This window comes from Macrococcus psychrotolerans (assembly GCF_038095555.1).
GTDB lineage: Bacteria > Bacillota > Bacilli > Staphylococcales > Staphylococcaceae > Macrococcoides > Macrococcoides psychrotolerans.
Genome location: NZ_CP124591.1, coordinates 332,450 through 350,923 on the forward strand (window position 1 = coordinate 332,450; position 18,474 = coordinate 350,923).

Consider the following 18,474-nt stretch of genomic DNA (forward strand, 5'->3'; position numbering starts at 1 on the left):
AATTGACATTGACATATTGTATTCAGTTTTGAATGTTTATAGATTATAATGGGCCTATAGCTCAGCTGGTTAGAGCGCACGCCTGATAAGCGTGAGGTCGATGGTTCGAGTCCATTTAGGCCCACCATTATAAATATTCTGCAATTTAATTACCTTTATGGGGGCTTAGCTCAGCTGGGAGAGCGCCTGCTTTGCACGCAGGAGGTCAGCGGTTCGATCCCGCTAGTCTCCACCATTAAATATTGTACTTTGAAAACTAGATAAAGTAAGAAGATATAAAGATTTTACCAAGCAAAACCGAGTGAGTTCATATTTGAATTCTTGAAAAAATCGCGCGTCTGCATTTATGCAGACATCACAATATTAATAACAGATTAAGTTATTAAGGGCGCACGGTGGATGCCTTGGCACTAGAAGCCGAAGAAGGACGTTACTAACGACGATATGCTCTGGGGAGCTGTAAGTAAGCTTTGATCCAGAGATTTCCGAATGGGGAAACCCAAGCATGAGTTATGTCATGTTATCCATATGTGAATACATAGCATATGAGAAGGCACACCCGGAGAACTGAAACATCTAAGTACCCGGAGGAAGAGAAAGAAAATTCGATTCCCTTAGTAGCGGCGAGCGAAACGGGAAGAGCCCAAACCAGAGTGCTTGCACTCTGGGGTTGTAGGACACTCAATACGGAGTTACAAAGGAATAGTTTAGACGAATGACTTTGGAAAAGTCAGCCATAGAAGGTAAAGGCCCTGTAGTCGAAAAGTTATTCTCTCCTGAGTGGATCCTGAGTACGGCGGAACACGTGGAATTCCGTCGGAATCCGGGAGGACCATCTCCCAAGGCTAAATACTCTCTAGTGACCGATAGTGAACCAGTACCGTGAGGGAAAGGTGAAAAGCACCCCGGAAGGGGAGTGAAATAGAACCTGAAACCGTGTGCTTACAAGTAGTCAGAGCCCGTTAATGGGTGATGGCGTGCCTTTTGTAGAATGAACCGGCGAGTTACGATTTGATGCAAGGTTAAGCAGTATATGTGGAGCCGTAGCGAAAGCGAGTCTGAATAGGGCGAATGAGTATCAGGTCGTAGACCCGAAACCAGGTGATCTACCCATGTCCAGGTTGAAGTTCAGGTAACACTGAATGGAGGACCGAACCGACTTACGTTGAAAAGTGAGCGGATGAGGTGTGGGTAGCGGAGAAATTCCAATCGAACCTGGAGATAGTCTGGTTCTCTCCGAAATAGCTTTAGGGCTAGCCTCGCATGATGATTACTGGAGGTAGAGCACTGTTTGGACTAGGGGCCCCCCTCGGGTTACCGAATTCAGACAAACTCCGAATGCCAGATAATTTAATGCGGGAGTCAGACTGCGGGTGATAAGGTCCGTAGTCGAGAGGGAAACAGCCCAGACCACCGGCTAAGGTCCCAAAATATATGTTAAGTGGAAAAGGATGTGGCGTTGCCCAGACAACTAGGATGTTGGCTTAGAAGCAGCCATCATTTAAAGAGTGCGTAATAGCTCACTAGTCGAGTGACGCTGCGCCGAAAATGTACCGGGGCTAAACATATTACCGAAGCTGTGGATTGTCCGTAGGACAATGGTAGGAGAGCGTTCTAAGGGCGTCGAAGCATGATCGTAAGGACATGTGGAGCGCTTAGAAGTGAGAATGCCGGTGTGAGTAGCGAAAGACGGGTGAGAATCCCGTCCACCGATTGACTAAGGTTTCCAGAGGAAGGCTCGTCCGCTCTGGGTTAGTCGGGACCTAAGCCGAGGCCGAATGGCGTAGGCGATGGACAACAGGTAGATATTCCTGTACCACCTAAGATTGTTTGAACGATGGGGGGACGCAGTAGGATAGGCGAAGCGTACTGTTGGTTATGTACGTCCAAGCACTGAGATTGAGTATCAGGCAAATCCGGTACTCACCAAGATCAAGGTGTGATGGGGAGCGAAATTATAGTAGCGAAGTCGTTGATTTCACACTGCCAAGAAAAGCCTCTAGTTAGAAATTAGGTGCCCGTACCGCAAACCGACACAGGTAGTCAAGATGAGAATTCTAAGGTGAGCGAGCGAACTCTCGTTAAGGAACTCGGCAAAATGACCCCGTAACTTCGGGAGAAGGGGTGCTTTTTAGGGTGCAAGCCTTGAAGAGCCGCAGTGAATAGGCCCAAGCGACTGTTTATCAAAAACACAGGTCTCTGCAAAACCGTAAGGTGAAGTATAGGGGCTGACGCCTGCCCGGTCTTCGGAAGGTTAAAAGGAGTGGTTAGCGTATGCGAAGCTACGAATTGAAGCCCCAGTAAACGGCGGCCGTAACTATAACGGTCCTAAGGTAGCGAAATTCCTTGTCGGGTAAGTTCCGACCCGCACGAAAGGCGTAACGATTTGGGCACTGTCTCAACGAGAGACTCGGTGAAATCATAGTACCTGTGAAGATGCAGGTTACCCGCGACAGGACGGAAAGACCCCGTGGAGCTTTACTGCAGCCTGATATTGAAATTCGGCACAGCTTGTACAGGATAGGTAGGAGCCTTTGAAGCGTGAGCGTCAGCTTACGTGGAGGCGCTGGTGGGATACTACCCTGGCTGTGTTGACTTTCTAACCCGCGCCACTTATCGTGGCGGGAGACAGTGTCAGGCGGGCAGTTTGACTGGGGCGGTCGCCTCCTAAAGAGTAACGGAGGCGCTCAAAGGTTCCCTCAGAATGGTTGGAAATCATTCGCAGAGTGTAAAGGCACAAGGGAGCTTGACTGCGAGACCTACAAGTCGAGCAGGGTCGAAAGACGGACTTAGTGATCCGGTGGTTCCGCATGGAAGGGCCATCGCTCAACGGATAAAAGCTACCCCGGGGATAACAGGCTTATCTCCCCCAAGAGTTCACATCGACGGGGAGGTTTGGCACCTCGATGTCGGCTCATCGCATCCTGGGGCTGTAGTCGGTCCCAAGGGTTGGGCTGTTCGCCCATTAAAGCGGTACGCGAGCTGGGTTCAGAACGTCGTGAGACAGTTCGGTCCCTATCCGTCGTGGGCGTAGGAAATTTGAGAGGAGCTGTCCTTAGTACGAGAGGACCGGGATGGACATACCTCTGGTGTACCAGTTGTCGCGCCAGCGGCATAGCCGGGTAGCTATGTATGGACGGGATAAGTGCTGAAAGCATCTAAGCATGAAGCCCCCCTCAAGATGAGATTTCCCAACTTCGGTTATAAGATCCCTCAAAGATGATGAGGTTAATAGGTTCGAGGTGGAAGTACAGTGATGTATGGAGCTGACGAATACTAATCGATCGAAGACTTAATCAATTTTATAGATTTTTTATTCGGGATTGCCGGGTAGAATCTAATATATCTTACTTACTTTATCTAGTTTTGAAAGTATAAACTAAAGGTTGAGACGCGCGTCATGGTCCGTATCATTTTTGATAGATCGACTGAGAATCGCAAGATTCGATATGAGATCTAGAAAATGAATAGGGACAGCGAGTTGAAACTGGATATCATATTCTTTCATTTGTCTGGTGACGATGGCAGAGAGGTCACACCTGTTCCCATACCGAACACAGAAGTTAAGCTCTCTAGCGCCGATGGTAGTTGGTCTTACGATCCGCGAGAGTAGGACGTTGCCGGGCAATATTTATTTATCCACAGTAGCTCAGTGGTAGAGCTATCGGCTGTTAACCGATCGGTCGTAGGTTCGAGTCCTACCTGTGGAGCCATTTAGGCCCCTTGGTCAAGCGGTTAAGACACCGCCCTTTCACGGCGGTAACACGGGTTCGAATCCCGTAGGGGTCACCATTTGGAGGATTAGCTCAGCTGGGAGAGCATCTGCCTTACAAGCAGAGGGTCGGCGGTTCGAGCCCGTCATCCTCCACCATTTATTCTAATAATGAACTTAATATAACGGAGGGGTAGCGAAGTGGCTAAACGCGGCGGACTGTAAATCCGCTCCTTCGGGTTCGGCAGTTCGAATCTGCCCCCCTCCACCATCTATTGGGCTATAGCCAAGCGGTAAGGCAACGGACTTTGACTCCGTCACTCGTTGGTTCGAATCCAGCTAGCCCAGCCATTTTTAGAGCCATTAGCTCAGTTGGTAGAGCATTTGACTTTTAATCAAAGGGTCAGAGGTTCGAATCCTCTATGGCTCATCTGAAAGCATCCTGTATAGGATGCTTTTTTTGTTGTGTTTTTTATTTTTAATCAACTTTCTATTAATAGATTATTAATATTATACATAAATATCCATTTTATTCATTTATACATAAAAATATTGAATATTCACTTTATAAACAGTAAAATATATTAGAGATAGATTTCTAAATAATCTGAAATTATTTTCACTACTTTTGTGAGTTTTAATTTCGTTGATTTAGATATATTGATATATGAATTTTTTAAAGGGGAATGAATGATGAATAAGACAATTGAAATTATTGGTGCGCCAAGTGCGTTCGGGCAACGTAAGTTAGGGGTAAATATGGGACCGGATGCAATGCGTTATGCTGGTTTAGTAGAGCGCATAGAAGCAATTGGACATAAGGTAGTAGACAGTGGGAATATTGAATCACCTGTAATTGATATGAAAGTGTACAAAAGCGAACAGGACGGTGGTTTAAGAAATTTACCAGAAGTTACTACTTTTTGTGAGACTTTATGTGAAGCTGTTGATACATCAGTGCAAAATGGACATTATCCATTAGTTATTGGTGGCGATCATTCTATTGCGATGGGTACGATATCAGGGATTGCAAAGCATTATGATAATCTAGGAGTAATCTGGTATGATGCCCATGGTGATCTGAATGTCGCGGATTCATCACCTTCTGGTAATATTCACGGAATGCCGTTACGTGCATTAATTGGCGACGGCCATGAAGATTTAGTGAATATCGGTGGTTATGACAAGAAAGTTAAAGTTGAAAATATTGTCCTTATTGGTATGCGTGATCTTGATGAGGGAGAAAAGGCGTATATTAAAGAGGTAGGTATAAAAACCTATACGATGGCAGATATCGATCAGCTCGGTATGAAGACAGTGATCGAACAGACATTAGAGCACTTATCAAATTGTGATGGTATCCATTTATCACTTGATGTAGATGCACTGGATCCAAATGAAACACCAGGGACAGGTACTACAGTTCCAGGTGGTATTACGTATCGCGAAAGTCATCTTGCAATGGAAATGCTAAATGACAGTGACAGAGTGACTTCGTTTGAAATCGTAGAAGTGAATCCATTGATAGATATTAATAATCAAACAGCAGAACAAGCGGTAGGGCTAACGGGTTCATTTTTTGGAGAGAAGTTGCTTTAATATAATGAGAGATTGGGACAATTGTTTCAATCTCATTTTTTATTTGTTCAATTCGTGTACAATATAAGTAATAAACTATTGGAGAGAAAAGATGCGATTATTATTAGTCGAAGATGATTTAAAGCTTGGAAAATTTACAAAGCTGATGCTGCAATCACAAGGGTATGTCGTTACGTGGGTCAAGAGTGGTAGTGAAGCAATGGATTATATTGTACTTGAAACTTTTGAAGTAATAATCCTCGATTGGATGCTGCCTGATATTTCTGGTGTCGATGTTATAAAACGATGTCGATTGGCAGACGTAAATATACCTATAATTATGATGACAGCACGTGGCACAATAGATGATAAAGTTGAGGGATTTAATGCTGGTGCTGATGACTATATCGTAAAACCTTTTGAATTTGATGAGCTTCATATGCGCATATTAGCATTAGGTAGACGTAGTTTCGGTCGTATGACCAATGAACTTAAATATGAAATGTTTGAAATTGATTATCACGAGCATAATATCAAATTCAATGATATTGTTTTGGAACTCACGCGTAAAGAGTATTTATTAATGAAAGTATTGATTGAACATAAAGGTGGTATAGTTTCTAAAGATATGATTATGGAGCACGTTTATACAATTGATGAAATTGTCTCTGATAATGCCATAGAATCACTCATAAGAAGAATTAGAGCAAAGATTGGAAATGATATATCACCTTTTATGATTAAAGTAGTTCGTAATATGGGATATAGGTTAATTAAGCATGCGTAATCAAATAAGAAGATTATTATTGTTATTTGCACTTTTATTATTTTTGCTTCTCATTTCATTTTCTTTTATTATATATTTTTCTACTAAAAATTCGGTAGATTATCAGCAGCAATTATTATCTGAATCTGTCATCAATCAGGAAGTTCAAGAACATATTATAAACAATAATGGTAATATTAAGATTAAGCAATCTGATCATACTGAACACAAAAATATACCTACGCTTTATTTTATTACAGATGGAACTCGTATTATTAAGCAATCTGAATATGGTCATCGATTGATTCGTTATATTCAATCTCATACGCATCATAAAGAATATGTTCATCATTATATTGCATATGAAAATAGACATTATCATGTTTCAAGTAGACGTGTCAGTGCTGATAATACATATTATATTTACACTATAATAGATAGTACAGAATCTTACCATGCACTCAATAAACTTAAACATATGCTCATTGGTGTCACCTTTATATATTTATTCTTAATTATTATTCTTGCATATTTGTTATCAATATTTTCTGTAAAACCATATAAGAAAGCAATAGAGTCGCAAAGAGTATTTGTACAGAATGCTTCACATGAATTAAAGACACCTATTTCAGTTGTTAAAGCAGGATTGTCAGTTTTAACGGTGTATGAGAAAGATAATTTAACCTCAATAGGAAAAGAAACCATTACCGATTTAAATGATGAAATTGAGCATATGAAAGACTTGGTTAATCAACTCTTATTACTAGAAATAGTCCAAGGTTATGAGATGACTCGTATCAACTTAAAACCGCTTTGTATTGAAGTTACACAAAGATATCAGAAGTTATTAAATAATAAAATCCAATTAAAACTCACAGATACTTATATCTCTGGCAATAAAGATGCAATTGTACAGGCATTAAATATATTATTTGATAATGCTATAAAATATAACGATTATAATGTTGGAATACAGATAAAGCTCAATCAAGGTAAACTGATATTTAAAGATAATGGTGCTGGCATCACTGATAATGAACTGAAAAATATCTTTGAAAGGTTTTATCGTGGTAAAGAAGTGGGTAGTATAGAAGGAACAGGTATTGGTCTTGCATTGTTTAAAGAAATTATGAATGCACACGATGCAGATGTAGAAGTATTTAATAAGAAGGGCCTACAATTTAATATTTTATTCAAAAAGTAATGTAATGTCAGTTTCATCTCAGTTTCATTGTTTATATTAAGTTTATCAAAAGAACAGGAGATGATTAAAATGCCATTACATCCACTTATCGTACATTTTCCAATTGCATTATTAATTATGGGTACAATCATAGAAATATTAGCATTAAAATATAAAGAAAAATTAAGTCTAACCGGAACAATTTTATTAACAACAGGTTTGATAACAGGAATTATTTCTTATTTAACCGGAGATTCTGCTGAACATTTTGCGGAAATGCATTTTGGGGAAGTAGAATATCTTATCCACCAGCATGAAGAGATGGCACAGCTTTCACTTATTACATTCGGCATTGCCACTGTATTCAAATGGATTACAATGTTTACATCGAAATTCAATAAAGCGTTAATCTCCCTTGTGATTTTATTTTCAATTGGAGGTAGTGTCGCTTTAGGTATTACTGGACACTTAGGTGGAAAGATCGTTTATGAAAACGATAAAGTGAAACAAGCACAAGTTCAAATACAAGACACAGATAAAGATTAAGAAAGAGGTAACGTAATGAGAAGAACAAATTCACCGGAGTATTTCCATCACGTAGAGCATTTAAAGAAACAGAATCAATCGAGAAGAACCTTATGGGCGTCATTGCTGATTACGTTATTCTTCACGGTTGTAGAGGTCGTAGGGGGAATCCTGTCAAATTCACTTGCATTGCTTTCTGATTCAATGCATATGTTAAGTGATGTTCTTGCGCTTGGGTTATCGATGATTGCGATATATTTTGCGAGTAAGAAACCAACTTCAAATCACACATTCGGCTTTTTAAGGCTGGAAATATTAGCTGCATTTCTAAATGGTCTTGCTTTAGTGGTCATTTCAATCGGCATCTGTTATGAAGGTATTATGCGTATGATTCATCCGCAAGCGGTAGATGTCAAGCTTATGCTTATCATCTCTACAATCGGTTTAATTGTCAATATCATCCTTACATTTATCTTGATGCGCTCACTTAAAGGTGAAGATAATATTAATGTGCAAAGTGCATTATGGCATTTTATTGGCGATCTACTGAATTCGGTAGGTGTGATTGTAGCTGTTGCAGTTATTTACTTTACAGGCTGGGTTTTGATAGACCCAATTTTAAGTATACTGATTTCGATCATCATCTTCCGTGGTGGATATAAGATTGTACGTAATGCATGGGTCATCTTAATGGAGCGTGTACCAGAAGGGTATGATTCCGATGCGATTATTGCAGATATTAAAGCTTTTGACGGTGTACTGGATGTGCACGAATTCCATCTATGGGCTATTACGACAGAACATTACTCGATTACAGCACACATTGTTGTAGATAATTTAGACGGTGTACGAAACTATGAACTGATCAATGCAATCAGTAACATGCTTAAAGACAAATACAAGCTTGGGCATAGTACATTACAAGTTGAACATTTACAGAAGAATCATCTCGATGAGCCTTACTTTGATAATATTAAAAAGGAGATAGAATAAGCGTTGCTTATTCTATCTCCTTTTTAATTGTCACCCTATAAGTTGTATTGCCATTTTTATCTGACGCATTCTTAATATATTTCTTAAGTTCTTTTTTAAATTCTGTGAAAGATTTGTCGTTAAGCTGTAGATTAAATACGTGTTCTTTTGATTTCTTTAAGGCGCAGTCACTGAACTTAAGTAAATCTGGTGAGGGTATTAATGTCTTTGCTACCGGTGCATAGAACTTCTGAATGATGCTATGTTTTTGTTCTGTTTTAACGATTTCAATTATTCCGTTCTTTTCAAGTTCTGCGAGATGATAGTGAATCTTTGCGCGAGGAATGTCCAGTTCATCAGCTAATTGCTGGCCTGTCTTAGGTTTAGCTGCGATTAATTCAAGGAGTTTAATACGGAATGGATCGCTTACACATTTCAACTGAGGCAAATTATCAATCATTAAAGTTTCTAACATACGGTTACTCCTTCATATGAATTCTTTTTTTGAGATGATATCTTTTATTACATCATGCTGAAATCCATTGCAAATGATGGTAAAATAATTAACTTTATTTTACCATCATTTATTTAATAAATAGCAACTTTATAACAATCTTTACATATACTTAATAGATTGTTTACAATAAATAATTTATACTAATAAACGTAGCTCCAAGTAAGAACGCAAAGATTTATCAGCTAAAAGGAAGTTATTAATAATCGAATGAATATTGAAAAAATGTATTAAACTATACGAGGAAAAGCGCCTTAACATGATATAATATAGGTTAGTATGAATTATGGAGGAGATACAATGCAATTGACGCATGTTTTTGATAACTTGAGTACGATAAAAGTTATCACAGGCATCATTGACCTCTTAATTGTATGGTATGTTATCTACCTTATGATCAATGCAATCAAGGGTACGAAAGCAATACAATTATTAAAGGGTATCTTCTTTATTCTGATTGGTAAATTAATCAGTGACTCTTTAGGTTTAACAACCACTTCTAAGATATTTGATATGGTAATCGACTGGGGATTCCTGGCCATTATCGTTATTTTTCAGCCAGAATTAAGAAGAGCGCTCGAGCAGTTAGGTCGAGGAAGTTTGTTCAAACGTAATGCAGCAAATTTAAAGATGAGTCAGGCTAAGCTGACAGATGCGATGGTGAAATCCATTCAGTATATGGCAAAGCGTCGTATAGGTGCTTTAATTGTCTTTGAAAAGGAAACAGGGTTGCAAGATTACATAGAAACAGGGATACCGATTTATGCAGATATCTCTACAGAATTAATGATTAATATCTTTATTCCAAATACGCCGCTCCATGATGGTGCGATGATTATTCGAGGCGATAAGATTGCAGTTGCTGCGAGTTACCTGCCGTTATCAGATAGCTCTAAGATACAAAAGAGCCTTGGAACGAGACATCGTGCAGCTGTTGGTATATCAGAAGTATCTGATGCATTTACAGTTGTTGTCTCGGAGGAGACAGGCGATATATCTGTTACTTACAATGGCAGACTGCGCAAAGATGTATCACTTGAAGTGCTGGAGGCACTGCTTACAGAACATTGGTTCAGCGCCCACTTATCTAAGAAAGGTGTGGTGAAATAATGTTAGAGAATAAATGGGGATTAAGACTCGTTGCATTTTTACTTGCACTCGGCATCTTTTTACAAGTGAATAATGTGTTTGAAGTTATCGGCAATGATCAATTCTCACAGACACAGCAGACGGTTATTACCGATGTTCCCGTGAAGACGGTCTATGACGATGAAAACTTATATTTATCCGGAGCACCGAAGACCGTCAACGTTAAAATAAGTGGCCCTCAATCTATCGTTAAGAAGACTCAGAGCTTAATGGACTTTACGGTTGAGCTGGATTTGTCCAATTCTAAAGTTGGGGATTACAAGAAATCATTTAAAGTGACAGGCATCTCTGATAAATTAAAATACGAAGTTATTCCGAAAGAAGCAAACGTATCCTTATCTGAAAAGATAAAAGATACGAGAAAAGTAGAAGCAGAAATTAGTTCTTCACGTATTGCCTCAGGGTATGAGCTTGTCGGACAGGAGGTTGACCCTTCACAAGTGACGATTATCGGAGGAGAAGATGAGATAAACAAGATTGCTTATGTAAAAGCAACGTTATCAGAATCTGAGAAATTAACAAAATCAACAACTTCTCAAGCTGAAGTTAACGTATTTGATGCAAGCTTGAATAAACTAGATGTTACTGTAAAACCTAGCAAGGTTAAAGTTAACACAAAAATTGTGCCGACATCAAAAGTAGTAGACATAGAAGCACAAGAGACAGGTAAGCTTTCTTCAGGACTTAAGTTAAAGTCGCTGAAGCTATCTGAAGATAAAGTAGAACTCTTTGGTAAACGTTCTGTGTTAGATGGGATAGGCAGTTTAACAATTGATGTAGACTTATCTAAAGTTACTGAAAGTACTACGATCAAGCAGAAACTAGCGTTACCTAAAGACGTTACAAGTTCTAATCCGGAAACTGTTGAAATTAATATTGAAGTAACTAAAAATTAAAGGAGATTTATTATGGGTAAATATTTTGGGACAGACGGTGTAAGAGGCGTTGCAAACAGCGAATTAACACCAGAGCTAGCATTTAAACTAGGACGTTTTGGGGGATATGTACTTGCGCATAACGATACAGAAAAACCGACTGTCGTTGTCGGTAGAGATACACGTATCTCAGGAGTGATGTTAGAGTCAGCACTTGTTGCAGGACTATTATCAACAGGAGCTGAAGTCATGCGTTTAGGCGTTATTACAACGCCTGGAGTTGCGTACTTAACACGTGAGATGAATGCACAAGCGGGTGTTATGATCTCAGCGAGTCATAACCCTGTACAAGATAATGGTATCAAGTTCTTTGGTGCAGACGGGTTTAAACTTAGTGATGCACAAGAAGCGGAGATTGAAGCATTGCTTGATGCTGAAGAAGACACGTTACCACGACCTGTCGGTGTAGAACTTGGACATACTTCAGATTACTTTGAAGGTGGACACCGTTATTTAAGCTACTTGAAATCAACGATTGAAGGTGACCTTGAAGGATTGAAGATTGCACTTGATGGTGCACATGGTTCTACGTATTCACTTGCACCATACTTATTTGGTGACCTTGAAGCGGATACAGCAACAATCGGATGTAATCCAGATGGTAATAATATCAATGACGGCGTTGGCTCAACGCACCCAGAAAAACTTGCAGAATTAGTATTAGATACTGATAGCGACTTTGGACTGGCATTCGATGGTGATGGTGACCGTATTATTGCGGTCGATGAGCAAGGTCAAATCGTCGATGGTGACCAGATTATGTTTATCTTAGCACAGGATATGGATGCTAGAGGAGAACTTAAAGACCATATGGTCGTGTCTACAGTTATGAGTAACCTTGGATTCTATAAAGGATTAGAATCTTTAAATATTAAGTCTGATAAGACGAAAGTTGGCGACCGTTACGTAGTAGAAGAAATGCGTCGTAGTTCATACAACTTAGGTGGCGAGCAGTCAGGACATATCGTAATGATGGATCATAATACGACAGGAGATGGCCTGTTAACTGGAATTCATCTCGCAAGCATTGTGAAACGTTCTGGAAAGACTTTAAGTGAACTTGCAGGTCAAATGACAAAGTATCCACAACGACTTGTAAATATCAAAGTATCTGATAAGCATGCTGTTGAACAAAACGAACACGTAGCAGCAGTGATTAAGGAAGTTGAAGATGAAATGAACGGAGAAGGCCGTGTATTAGTACGTCCATCTGGAACTGAACCGTTAGTACGTGTAATGGTCGAAGCGAAGACAGATGAAGATGCAGAGCGCTTCGTTAATAAAATTAGTGATGTTGTAAGAGAACATATGGGGTTATAATATTGTACACTGAAGAAATTTTAATTTCTTCAGTGTTCTTTAGTATGAAGACGTATATGTACTACATCAAGAACCGATGTGTCATAGTACTCTAAAATGAAAATAATAAATTTACTTAACTATGTTTAACGCTAATGTGAGATAATATAAACAACTAAAATCAATAAGGGGTATTTCTATGAAGAAAATTTTAATTCCAGTAGTCACACTCACTTTAATATTAACTGCTTGTGATGAAAATTCACAAGATAATGAGAAAAAAGGCGTATCACAAATCACAACATCTTCTACAGAAACAAAAAATAATTCATCTACTAAGAATAAGGAACAAAATGTATCTCAACAAGAAAACCAGGAATCAACGACAAACAATGGAAATCAAGTTAAAAATGAAAACCAAGTGAATGATGATACAAATAAAGAAGATTTTATTTATCGGTTTACACAGGAACAAAAATCAGCAATGGAAGATGAATTTCTCAGATGGGCTGATGAGAGAGCAAAGACAGCCGGCTTAGCTGTTTCTAATTATTACTTTAATCATGGTGCGGGTGGACATGGAGACTGGTTTGCATCAAGTGAAGATGGAGATATACAAGTTCAGGATTTTGATAATCCTGGTCCAACGGGTTTTAAAATCAGAGGAATTGGTGGCGTTGTATTTTATACTTCTAAATCAGGAGAGACAGGTATAACTGAGGAACTAAAGGATGCAATTACAGCAGTAGGTTATTCTAAACATGCTGATTTAAGCAAGAATATCCATAAATATATACTTGCTGATAACGGTAAAGTTTACGAGCTTATAAAGTCAGCTAAAGAGATGTGTTTCTCTTGTGGATTTGGAGAGTATAGTGACTCTGGCACTAGAGAAGGTGGCTTCGGTGGAGAAGATCAATTCAAAGTATCTCAAGATATCGACGCACAAAAGAAATGGCAGGAAATATTAAATAAATATAAGCCGAATGCAGAAAAAATTAGTGCAAAGCCGGAACAAAGTAAAACAACTGCTAATGGTAAATATTCGTTTATCAATGATAAAAATGAGATTGATTTCAGTAATCCTGCATTTAGACAATATTACTTCTTTGAATCACATCATGAAGAAGCGTTTGGTGTACGTGTAGGAATGATTGAAAACCAAGTGAAAGATATTTTAGGTGCACCGACAGGAGAAACAGTTTTAAGTGGTTAAGGTGCGGTATCTGCAAAGCTTTATGGAGATATTGCGATTGCGTACTCTAGTAGCGTCGTTAGTTCGATTGCAGTTCATCCACAACGTAAAATTACAGAAGCTGAGGCGTACGTTATTTCCCTAACCCAACAATGAATAATGTAGAACGTATTCGTAATGGTGAGGCGAAAACGGGACCTGAAAAGTATCCGTTCTTCTTATACGACAGCAACCATGGAAATGGTTATCAAATCGTCGTTGACTTTGATGATGCAGGAAATATTAAAGAAATTAGGAATCAAAAAGAAACTATTGAGCCAATAAAACGTTAAGTGTACTATTTAAAATCATTTAAACCATTGGAAGTTATATAAATCCAATGGTTTAACTTTATATTATTTCCATCTAATGCATACATACTTGTTATACATTGATATTGATAGAATATTCTTGTATGAACTGATACCTATATAGTACAATAGTCTAAGTTTAGTAAACTATTTCATTCGAAAAGGAGGATTGTAACAACTTAATATACAGCGCCAGAACAGGAAACTGTTGACGAGGACGGATGGTCATCGAATTTTCGGCGGATGCCATCCCGGATAAAGCGATTCGATAGCTGATGAACAAACCACCTGGGCAACTGGGTGAACAAAACGCATCAGCACCGCATAATAAGACTACTAAACAAAAATACAAAATTGAATTGGAACTAGCAGGAGGAAATTATTATGTGTGGTATCGTAGGTTATATTGGAACAGAGGATGCAAAAGAGATCCTTTTAAAAGGTTTAGAAAAATTAGAATATCGTGGGTATGATTCAGCAGGTATCGCTGTACGTAACGGAGAAGATGTACGTGTCTACAAAGAGAAAGGCCGTATCGCAGAACTTCGTAAAGTTGTAGATTCAAACTTTGATACAACGACTGGTATTGGACATACGCGTTGGGCAACACATGGTGTACCAAATCACGAAAACTCTCATCCGCATCAATCTGAAAGCGAGCGTTTCACATTAGTGCATAACGGTGTGATCGAGAACTACGAGCAATTAAAGAATGAATATTTATCAGGTGTGACATTTAAATCAGATACTGATACAGAAATTATCGTTCAACTTATAGAACACTTCTCTAAACAAGGTTTAGAAACAGAAGCAGCTTTCGTTCAAGTATTAAAATTATTACATGGTTCATATGCATTAGGTTTATTAGATACACAGAACCCAGACGTTATCTACGTTGCGAAGAACAAATCTCCTTTACTTGTAGGTTTAGGTGATGGATTCAACGTTATCGCATCAGACGCGATGGCGATGTTACAAGTAACAGATACTTATACAGAATTACACGATGGTGAAGTTGTTCTTGTAACGAAAGAAAGCATCGACATCAAGGACCTAGAAGGTAAGAAAGTGAAACGTAAACCTTACAAAGCTGAAATCGATGCATCAGATATCGAAAAAGGAACATATGCCCACTACATGCTTAAAGAAATTAACGAACAGCCTGCTGCGATGCGTAATATCATCCAGGAATATCAAGATGAAAAAGGAAACTTAAAGATCGATAAAGATATCGTTAAAGCAGTACGTAAAGCGGACCGTATCCATATCATTGCCTGTGGTACATCTTATAATGCAGGTCTTGTTGGTAAAGAATACTTAGAGAAATGGGCAGGTATTCCAACAGAGGTACATGTCGCTTCTGAATTCGTCTACAACATGCCATTACTGTCTAAGAAACCATTGTTCATCTTTATCTCACAATCAGGCGAGACAGCGGATAGCCGTGCAGTATTAGTGGCAACGAAGAAATTAGGACACCCTGCACTGACAATTACAAACGTAGCTGGTTCAACATTATCACGTGAAGCGGATCATACATTGATTCTTCATGCAGGACCTGAGATTGCAGTTGCGTCTACAAAGGCTTACACTGCACAGATCGCGGTATTATCAATCTTAGCGCAAGTCGCTGCAGCAGATGCAGGTATTGATACGGGCATTGATCTATTACCAGAACTTGCGAAAGTGACTTCAGCGATTACAACAGTGATCGATGATGCTGAATTAATGGAGAAAATTGCAAAGGACTTCTTAGCAACTACACGTAACTGTTTCTTCATCGGACGTACGATGGATTATTACGTAGGTGTTGAAGGTGCGTTAAAGCTTAAAGAAATCTCTTACATCCAGACAGAAGGATTTGCAGGTGGGGAGTTAAAGCACGGTACAATCGCATTAATTGAAGAAGGAACACCAGTTATTGCATTAGCAACTCAAGAACGTGTGAACTTATCAATCCGCGGTAACGTGAAAGAAGTTGTAGCTCGTGGTGCACATCCATGTATCATTTCAATGGATGGATTAAATCAAGAAGGCGACACTTATGTGATTCCTCATGTTCATGAAATGCTAGCGCCATTAGTATCGGTTGTAACAACACAGTTAATCGCATACTATGCAGCGTTACACCGTGGAGCAGACGTAGATAAACCACGTAACTTAGCAAAATCTGTAACAGTTGAATAATTGAATAAATAAGCATCTCATTTAATGAGATGCTTATTTTTGTAGGTATGTGTTTGATATAAGCATACTTGATAATACAATAGATATGTATTTAATCGTTGAGTCCATCTTCAAGGATTATGACTATTATGCACTGCTTGTTAAGATTGATGAGCGCTCAACATATGAGACAGATAATGATAAAGACATCGAGTATATCTTATTAAGTAAGCAGGAAATGAGTGACTGGATTGAGCGTAAGAGCAAGAATCAAAGCGGAATGATAAACTGCTATGTGCAGTACTTACAGGATAAAAATAACGGCAGCTTACTGAAAGTGATAGACTCAAGAGAGCATCCGATGATTTCATTAAAAGACTTCTACCGACGTACGATGATGATTGAACAGTAAACAGTTTTTCATCCCGATGGCATAAAATACTTACGCATATCAATTTAATAAATAGAGGAAAAGTTCTACAACCAAATAAACCCGAGCAGTGCAGAAAACGTTTCTGCACTGCCCGGGTTTTATTGAAGAGATATTATTCATATGGATTAGAACGATCGATCTCTTCTCCTGTTTCATCGTATTCAACCACTGTTCCATCTTCATACACATCAAATGACATCACAGGGTCGCCATCATCATCAAAGATACCAAAACCATATCCGAATGACTTAACCTCAGGTGTACGGACATCACCGTAGTCACTTAAATCAGATACGCTAAGATGATCTTCAGCTGCCTGTATTGCATCATCAGCTGTTTCGACCATAATAATATCAGATCCGCTGTCAGACTCAGTATCAGAATCTTCATCGTCATTTGAATTTCTTTTAGCACGTTCCTCGGCTGCTTTTGCGCGTGCCTCAGCGGCTTCTGCACGTTCTAATGCTGTCTTCGTTTCTTCTTTCTCTTGTTCTTTTTCTGCGATATAGGCATCGATATCATCTTCATCGAATGATAATGTCACGCTATTTGAACCTTCAGCTAAATCGATGTCTGTTAACGTTTCTGTAGGGGTCTTGAAATTCTTGCCATCAAGTTCACCTTCAGCATAGATGCTTAATGAATCACCTTTATATGGTCCGTAAGTTGTCTTATTACTATTGTAATCCACTTCGTTATCATTAACGAATACTTGTGTTTCTGAAGCATCAAGCTTACTATCACCTTCAACCTTAATATTGATGAAATGTTCATCGAATGCTAATTGGGCTTGTGGTTCTGACAAAACATCAATATCAAGCGTCCCGTCTGTAGACTTCCCGTCTATTATCTTCTTGGCATCTAATGCATATTTTCCGGCTACGAATGTACCGATTTCTGTTTCTTTGCCATTTGCTACAGCGATAGTGTGTTTCTTGCTATTGAACGTAAATTCGATCTCTGTATCTTCTTTACCGTCAATCGATACTTTATGGAGTACAGGTTCGAAGTTATACTTAGGGAACACACTGAAATATTTTCCGTTACGCTTTAAGTCTAAGATGTCATGCTCACCAATTTGAATCGTAGTTTCATTCTTACCCTGTGCAGCGCCATGAAGTTCATTCATAAACTCATCTTTCTTACCAGACTTTTCAATCACCGTTGCAAAGGCTTTCGCTTCTTCTTCAGCAATACCATCTTGACCGACTGTCAGCAAGTTGCTGAGTGATTGATAGTCTTTGTCATTGATGGCAGTTTCGATAGATTTAGCATGTGTTTCAGGGCTATATTTATGATTGAGGAAGAAGTATGCGCCGATGAGTGCAGTGAGTAACAGTCCGATGAGTAGAAATGGCCATACAGGTTTCTTTTTCTTCTTATTTTCCTGCACTTTCTCTTTCTGTCTGCTCTGAAGCGGTTCTGGTGTCGTACTGTTATGAGTAACTTCACTTTCTTGAGGAGGAAGTGGTGTACCACAGTTCGTGCATACTTTGTGTGATAGTGGTGCTTCCTGACCACAGTTTGTACAGAATTTCTTCATCGTCTGTCTCCTTTTATATAATGATATATTAATTCTAAAGTAAAAAAATACAATATACAATATAAATTAAACGAGAAGACAATATTTACAACTTATTAAAATAACCAACATTCGTATAGAATGATAAAGATGAAATTATGCATAAGAGCGATTA

General features: G+C 38.9%; 14 protein-coding genes, 8 tRNA genes and 2 rRNA genes. 22 read left to right on the forward strand and 2 right to left on the reverse strand.

The genetic code is table 11. The annotated features are described in order from the left end of the window. Window positions 1-50 precede the first annotated feature (50 nt). From QA539_RS01745 to QA539_RS01815, 15 genes are all read left to right on the forward strand, one after another. Window positions 51-127: transfer RNA gene (locus tag QA539_RS01745), tRNA-Ile, on the forward strand. Window positions 128-159: 32 nt separating this feature from the next. Further along, window positions 160-235 (forward strand) — tRNA-Ala (locus QA539_RS01750). Between the two features lie 137 nt (window positions 236-372). Then, window positions 373-3,300: ribosomal RNA gene (locus QA539_RS01755) — 23S ribosomal RNA — on the forward strand. 211 nt (window positions 3,301-3,511) lie between these two features. Next, window positions 3,512-3,626, forward strand: a 5S ribosomal RNA gene (gene rrf, locus QA539_RS01760). Window positions 3,627-3,638: 12 nt separating this feature from the next. Beyond that, window positions 3,639-3,713, forward strand: a tRNA-Asn gene (locus tag QA539_RS01765). Window positions 3,714-3,717: 4 nt separating this feature from the next. Further along, window positions 3,718-3,792: transfer RNA gene (locus QA539_RS01770), tRNA-Glu, on the forward strand. A gap of 3 nt (window positions 3,793-3,795) precedes the next feature. Further along, window positions 3,796-3,871: transfer RNA gene (locus QA539_RS01775), tRNA-Val, on the forward strand. 28 nt (window positions 3,872-3,899) lie between these two features. Next, window positions 3,900-3,983: transfer RNA gene (locus tag QA539_RS01780), tRNA-Tyr, on the forward strand. 5 nt (window positions 3,984-3,988) lie between these two features. Further along, window positions 3,989-4,063, forward strand: a tRNA-Gln gene (locus QA539_RS01785). Between the two features lie 6 nt (window positions 4,064-4,069). After that, window positions 4,070-4,142: transfer RNA gene (locus QA539_RS01790), tRNA-Lys, on the forward strand. Between the two features lie 263 nt (window positions 4,143-4,405). Continuing rightward, a complete protein-coding gene (rocF, locus tag QA539_RS01795) occupies window positions 4,406-5,311 on the forward strand; it encodes an arginase (protein WP_419895321.1) in 906 nt (301 codons plus the stop codon). Window positions 5,312-5,402: 91 nt separating this feature from the next. Continuing rightward, on the forward strand, window positions 5,403-6,077 hold the full coding sequence (locus tag QA539_RS01800; protein ID WP_101039701.1) for a response regulator transcription factor: 675 nt from the start codon (window positions 5,403-5,405) through the stop codon (window positions 6,075-6,077). Next, window positions 6,070-7,260, forward strand: coding sequence for a sensor histidine kinase (locus tag QA539_RS01805; protein ID WP_101039703.1), 1,191 nt, complete (start codon window positions 6,070-6,072; stop codon window positions 7,258-7,260). The genes QA539_RS01800 and QA539_RS01805 overlap by 8 nt, the downstream gene beginning before the upstream one ends. Window positions 7,261-7,329: 69 nt before the next feature. Further along, entirely contained in the window at window positions 7,330-7,785 is a 456-nt protein-coding gene (locus tag QA539_RS01810; RefSeq protein WP_186309491.1) for a DUF2231 domain-containing protein, read from the forward strand. A gap of 15 nt (window positions 7,786-7,800) precedes the next feature. Beyond that, entirely contained in the window at window positions 7,801-8,757 is a 957-nt protein-coding gene (locus tag QA539_RS01815) for a cation diffusion facilitator family transporter (RefSeq protein ID WP_283711699.1), read from the forward strand. Window positions 8,758-8,764: 7 nt separating this feature from the next. Here the strand turns inward: QA539_RS01815 and QA539_RS01820 are convergent, their stop codons facing one another. Further along, on the reverse strand, window positions 8,765-9,211 hold the full coding sequence (locus QA539_RS01820; protein ID WP_419895322.1) for an ArsR/SmtB family transcription factor: 447 nt from the start codon (window positions 9,209-9,211) through the stop codon (window positions 8,765-8,767). Window positions 9,212-9,550: 339 nt separating this feature from the next. On the opposite strand from QA539_RS01820, the gene cdaA reads away from it, so the two are divergent. From cdaA to QA539_RS01855, 7 genes are all read left to right on the forward strand, one after another. Further along, complete coding sequence (gene cdaA / locus QA539_RS01825) at window positions 9,551-10,360, forward strand: diadenylate cyclase CdaA (RefSeq protein WP_419895323.1); 810 nt, start codon at window positions 9,551-9,553, stop codon at window positions 10,358-10,360. After that, on the forward strand, window positions 10,360-11,295 hold the full coding sequence (locus tag QA539_RS01830; protein WP_219493789.1) for a CdaR family protein: 936 nt from the start codon (window positions 10,360-10,362) through the stop codon (window positions 11,293-11,295). The genes cdaA and QA539_RS01830 overlap by 1 nt, the downstream gene beginning before the upstream one ends. Window positions 11,296-11,307: 12 nt before the next feature. After that, window positions 11,308-12,654 (forward strand): phosphoglucosamine mutase, encoded by a 1,347-nt coding sequence (glmM, locus tag QA539_RS01835; protein WP_419895324.1) that lies wholly within the window; start codon window positions 11,308-11,310, stop codon window positions 12,652-12,654. A gap of 178 nt (window positions 12,655-12,832) precedes the next feature. Further along, window positions 12,833-13,849, forward strand: coding sequence for a hypothetical protein (locus QA539_RS01840; protein ID WP_419895325.1), 1,017 nt, complete (start codon window positions 12,833-12,835; stop codon window positions 13,847-13,849). Window positions 13,850-13,980: 131 nt separating this feature from the next. Next, the gene (locus tag QA539_RS01845; protein ID WP_419895326.1) at window positions 13,981-14,160 is read left to right on the forward strand and encodes a hypothetical protein; all 180 of its coding nucleotides are present in this window, start codon (window positions 13,981-13,983) and stop codon (window positions 14,158-14,160) included. 402 nt (window positions 14,161-14,562) lie between these two features. Beyond that, window positions 14,563-16,365: a glutamine--fructose-6-phosphate transaminase (isomerizing) gene (glmS, locus tag QA539_RS01850; RefSeq protein ID WP_219493791.1), complete on the forward strand. Its 1,803-nt coding sequence runs from the start codon at window positions 14,563-14,565 to the stop codon at window positions 16,363-16,365. Window positions 16,366-16,414: 49 nt separating this feature from the next. Beyond that, window positions 16,415-16,756 (forward strand): hypothetical protein, encoded by a 342-nt coding sequence (locus QA539_RS01855; RefSeq protein ID WP_419895327.1) that lies wholly within the window; start codon window positions 16,415-16,417, stop codon window positions 16,754-16,756. Window positions 16,757-16,889: 133 nt separating this feature from the next. Here QA539_RS01855 and QA539_RS01860 read toward each other — a convergent pair whose 3' ends face one another. Then, window positions 16,890-18,320, reverse strand: a complete 1,431-nt coding sequence (locus QA539_RS01860; RefSeq protein WP_419895328.1) for a TcaA second domain-containing protein — start codon at window positions 18,318-18,320, stop codon at window positions 16,890-16,892. Window positions 18,321-18,474: the final 154 nt, after the last annotated feature.

Excerpts from the sequence above, each read along its gene's own strand:
- QA539_RS01800 (WP_101039701.1), top strand. The coding sequence starts at position 5,403 with ATGCGATTATTATTAGTCGAAGATGATTTAAAGCTTGGAAAATTTACA.
- QA539_RS01805 (WP_101039703.1), top strand. The coding sequence starts at position 6,070 with ATGCGTAATCAAATAAGAAGATTATTATTGTTATTTGCACTTTTATTA.
- QA539_RS01810 (WP_186309491.1), top strand. The coding sequence starts at position 7,330 with ATGCCATTACATCCACTTATCGTACATTTTCCAATTGCATTATTAATT.
- QA539_RS01840 (WP_419895325.1), top strand. The coding sequence starts at position 12,833 with ATGAAGAAAATTTTAATTCCAGTAGTCACACTCACTTTAATATTAACT.
- rocF (WP_419895321.1), top strand. The coding sequence starts at position 4,406 with ATGAATAAGACAATTGAAATTATTGGTGCGCCAAGTGCGTTCGGGCAA.
- glmM (WP_419895324.1), top strand. The coding sequence starts at position 11,308 with ATGGGTAAATATTTTGGGACAGACGGTGTAAGAGGCGTTGCAAACAGC.
- QA539_RS01815 (WP_283711699.1), top strand. The coding sequence starts at position 7,801 with ATGAGAAGAACAAATTCACCGGAGTATTTCCATCACGTAGAGCATTTA.
- QA539_RS01845 (WP_419895326.1), top strand. The coding sequence starts at position 13,981 with ATGAATAATGTAGAACGTATTCGTAATGGTGAGGCGAAAACGGGACCT.
- glmS (WP_219493791.1), top strand. The coding sequence starts at position 14,563 with ATGTGTGGTATCGTAGGTTATATTGGAACAGAGGATGCAAAAGAGATC.
- cdaA (WP_419895323.1), top strand. The coding sequence starts at position 9,551 with ATGCAATTGACGCATGTTTTTGATAACTTGAGTACGATAAAAGTTATC.
- QA539_RS01830 (WP_219493789.1), top strand. The coding sequence starts at position 10,360 with ATGTTAGAGAATAAATGGGGATTAAGACTCGTTGCATTTTTACTTGCA.
- QA539_RS01820 (WP_419895322.1), bottom strand. The coding sequence starts at position 9,211 with ATGTTAGAAACTTTAATGATTGATAATTTGCCTCAGTTGAAATGTGTA.
- QA539_RS01860 (WP_419895328.1), bottom strand. The coding sequence starts at position 18,320 with ATGAAGAAATTCTGTACAAACTGTGGTCAGGAAGCACCACTATCACAC.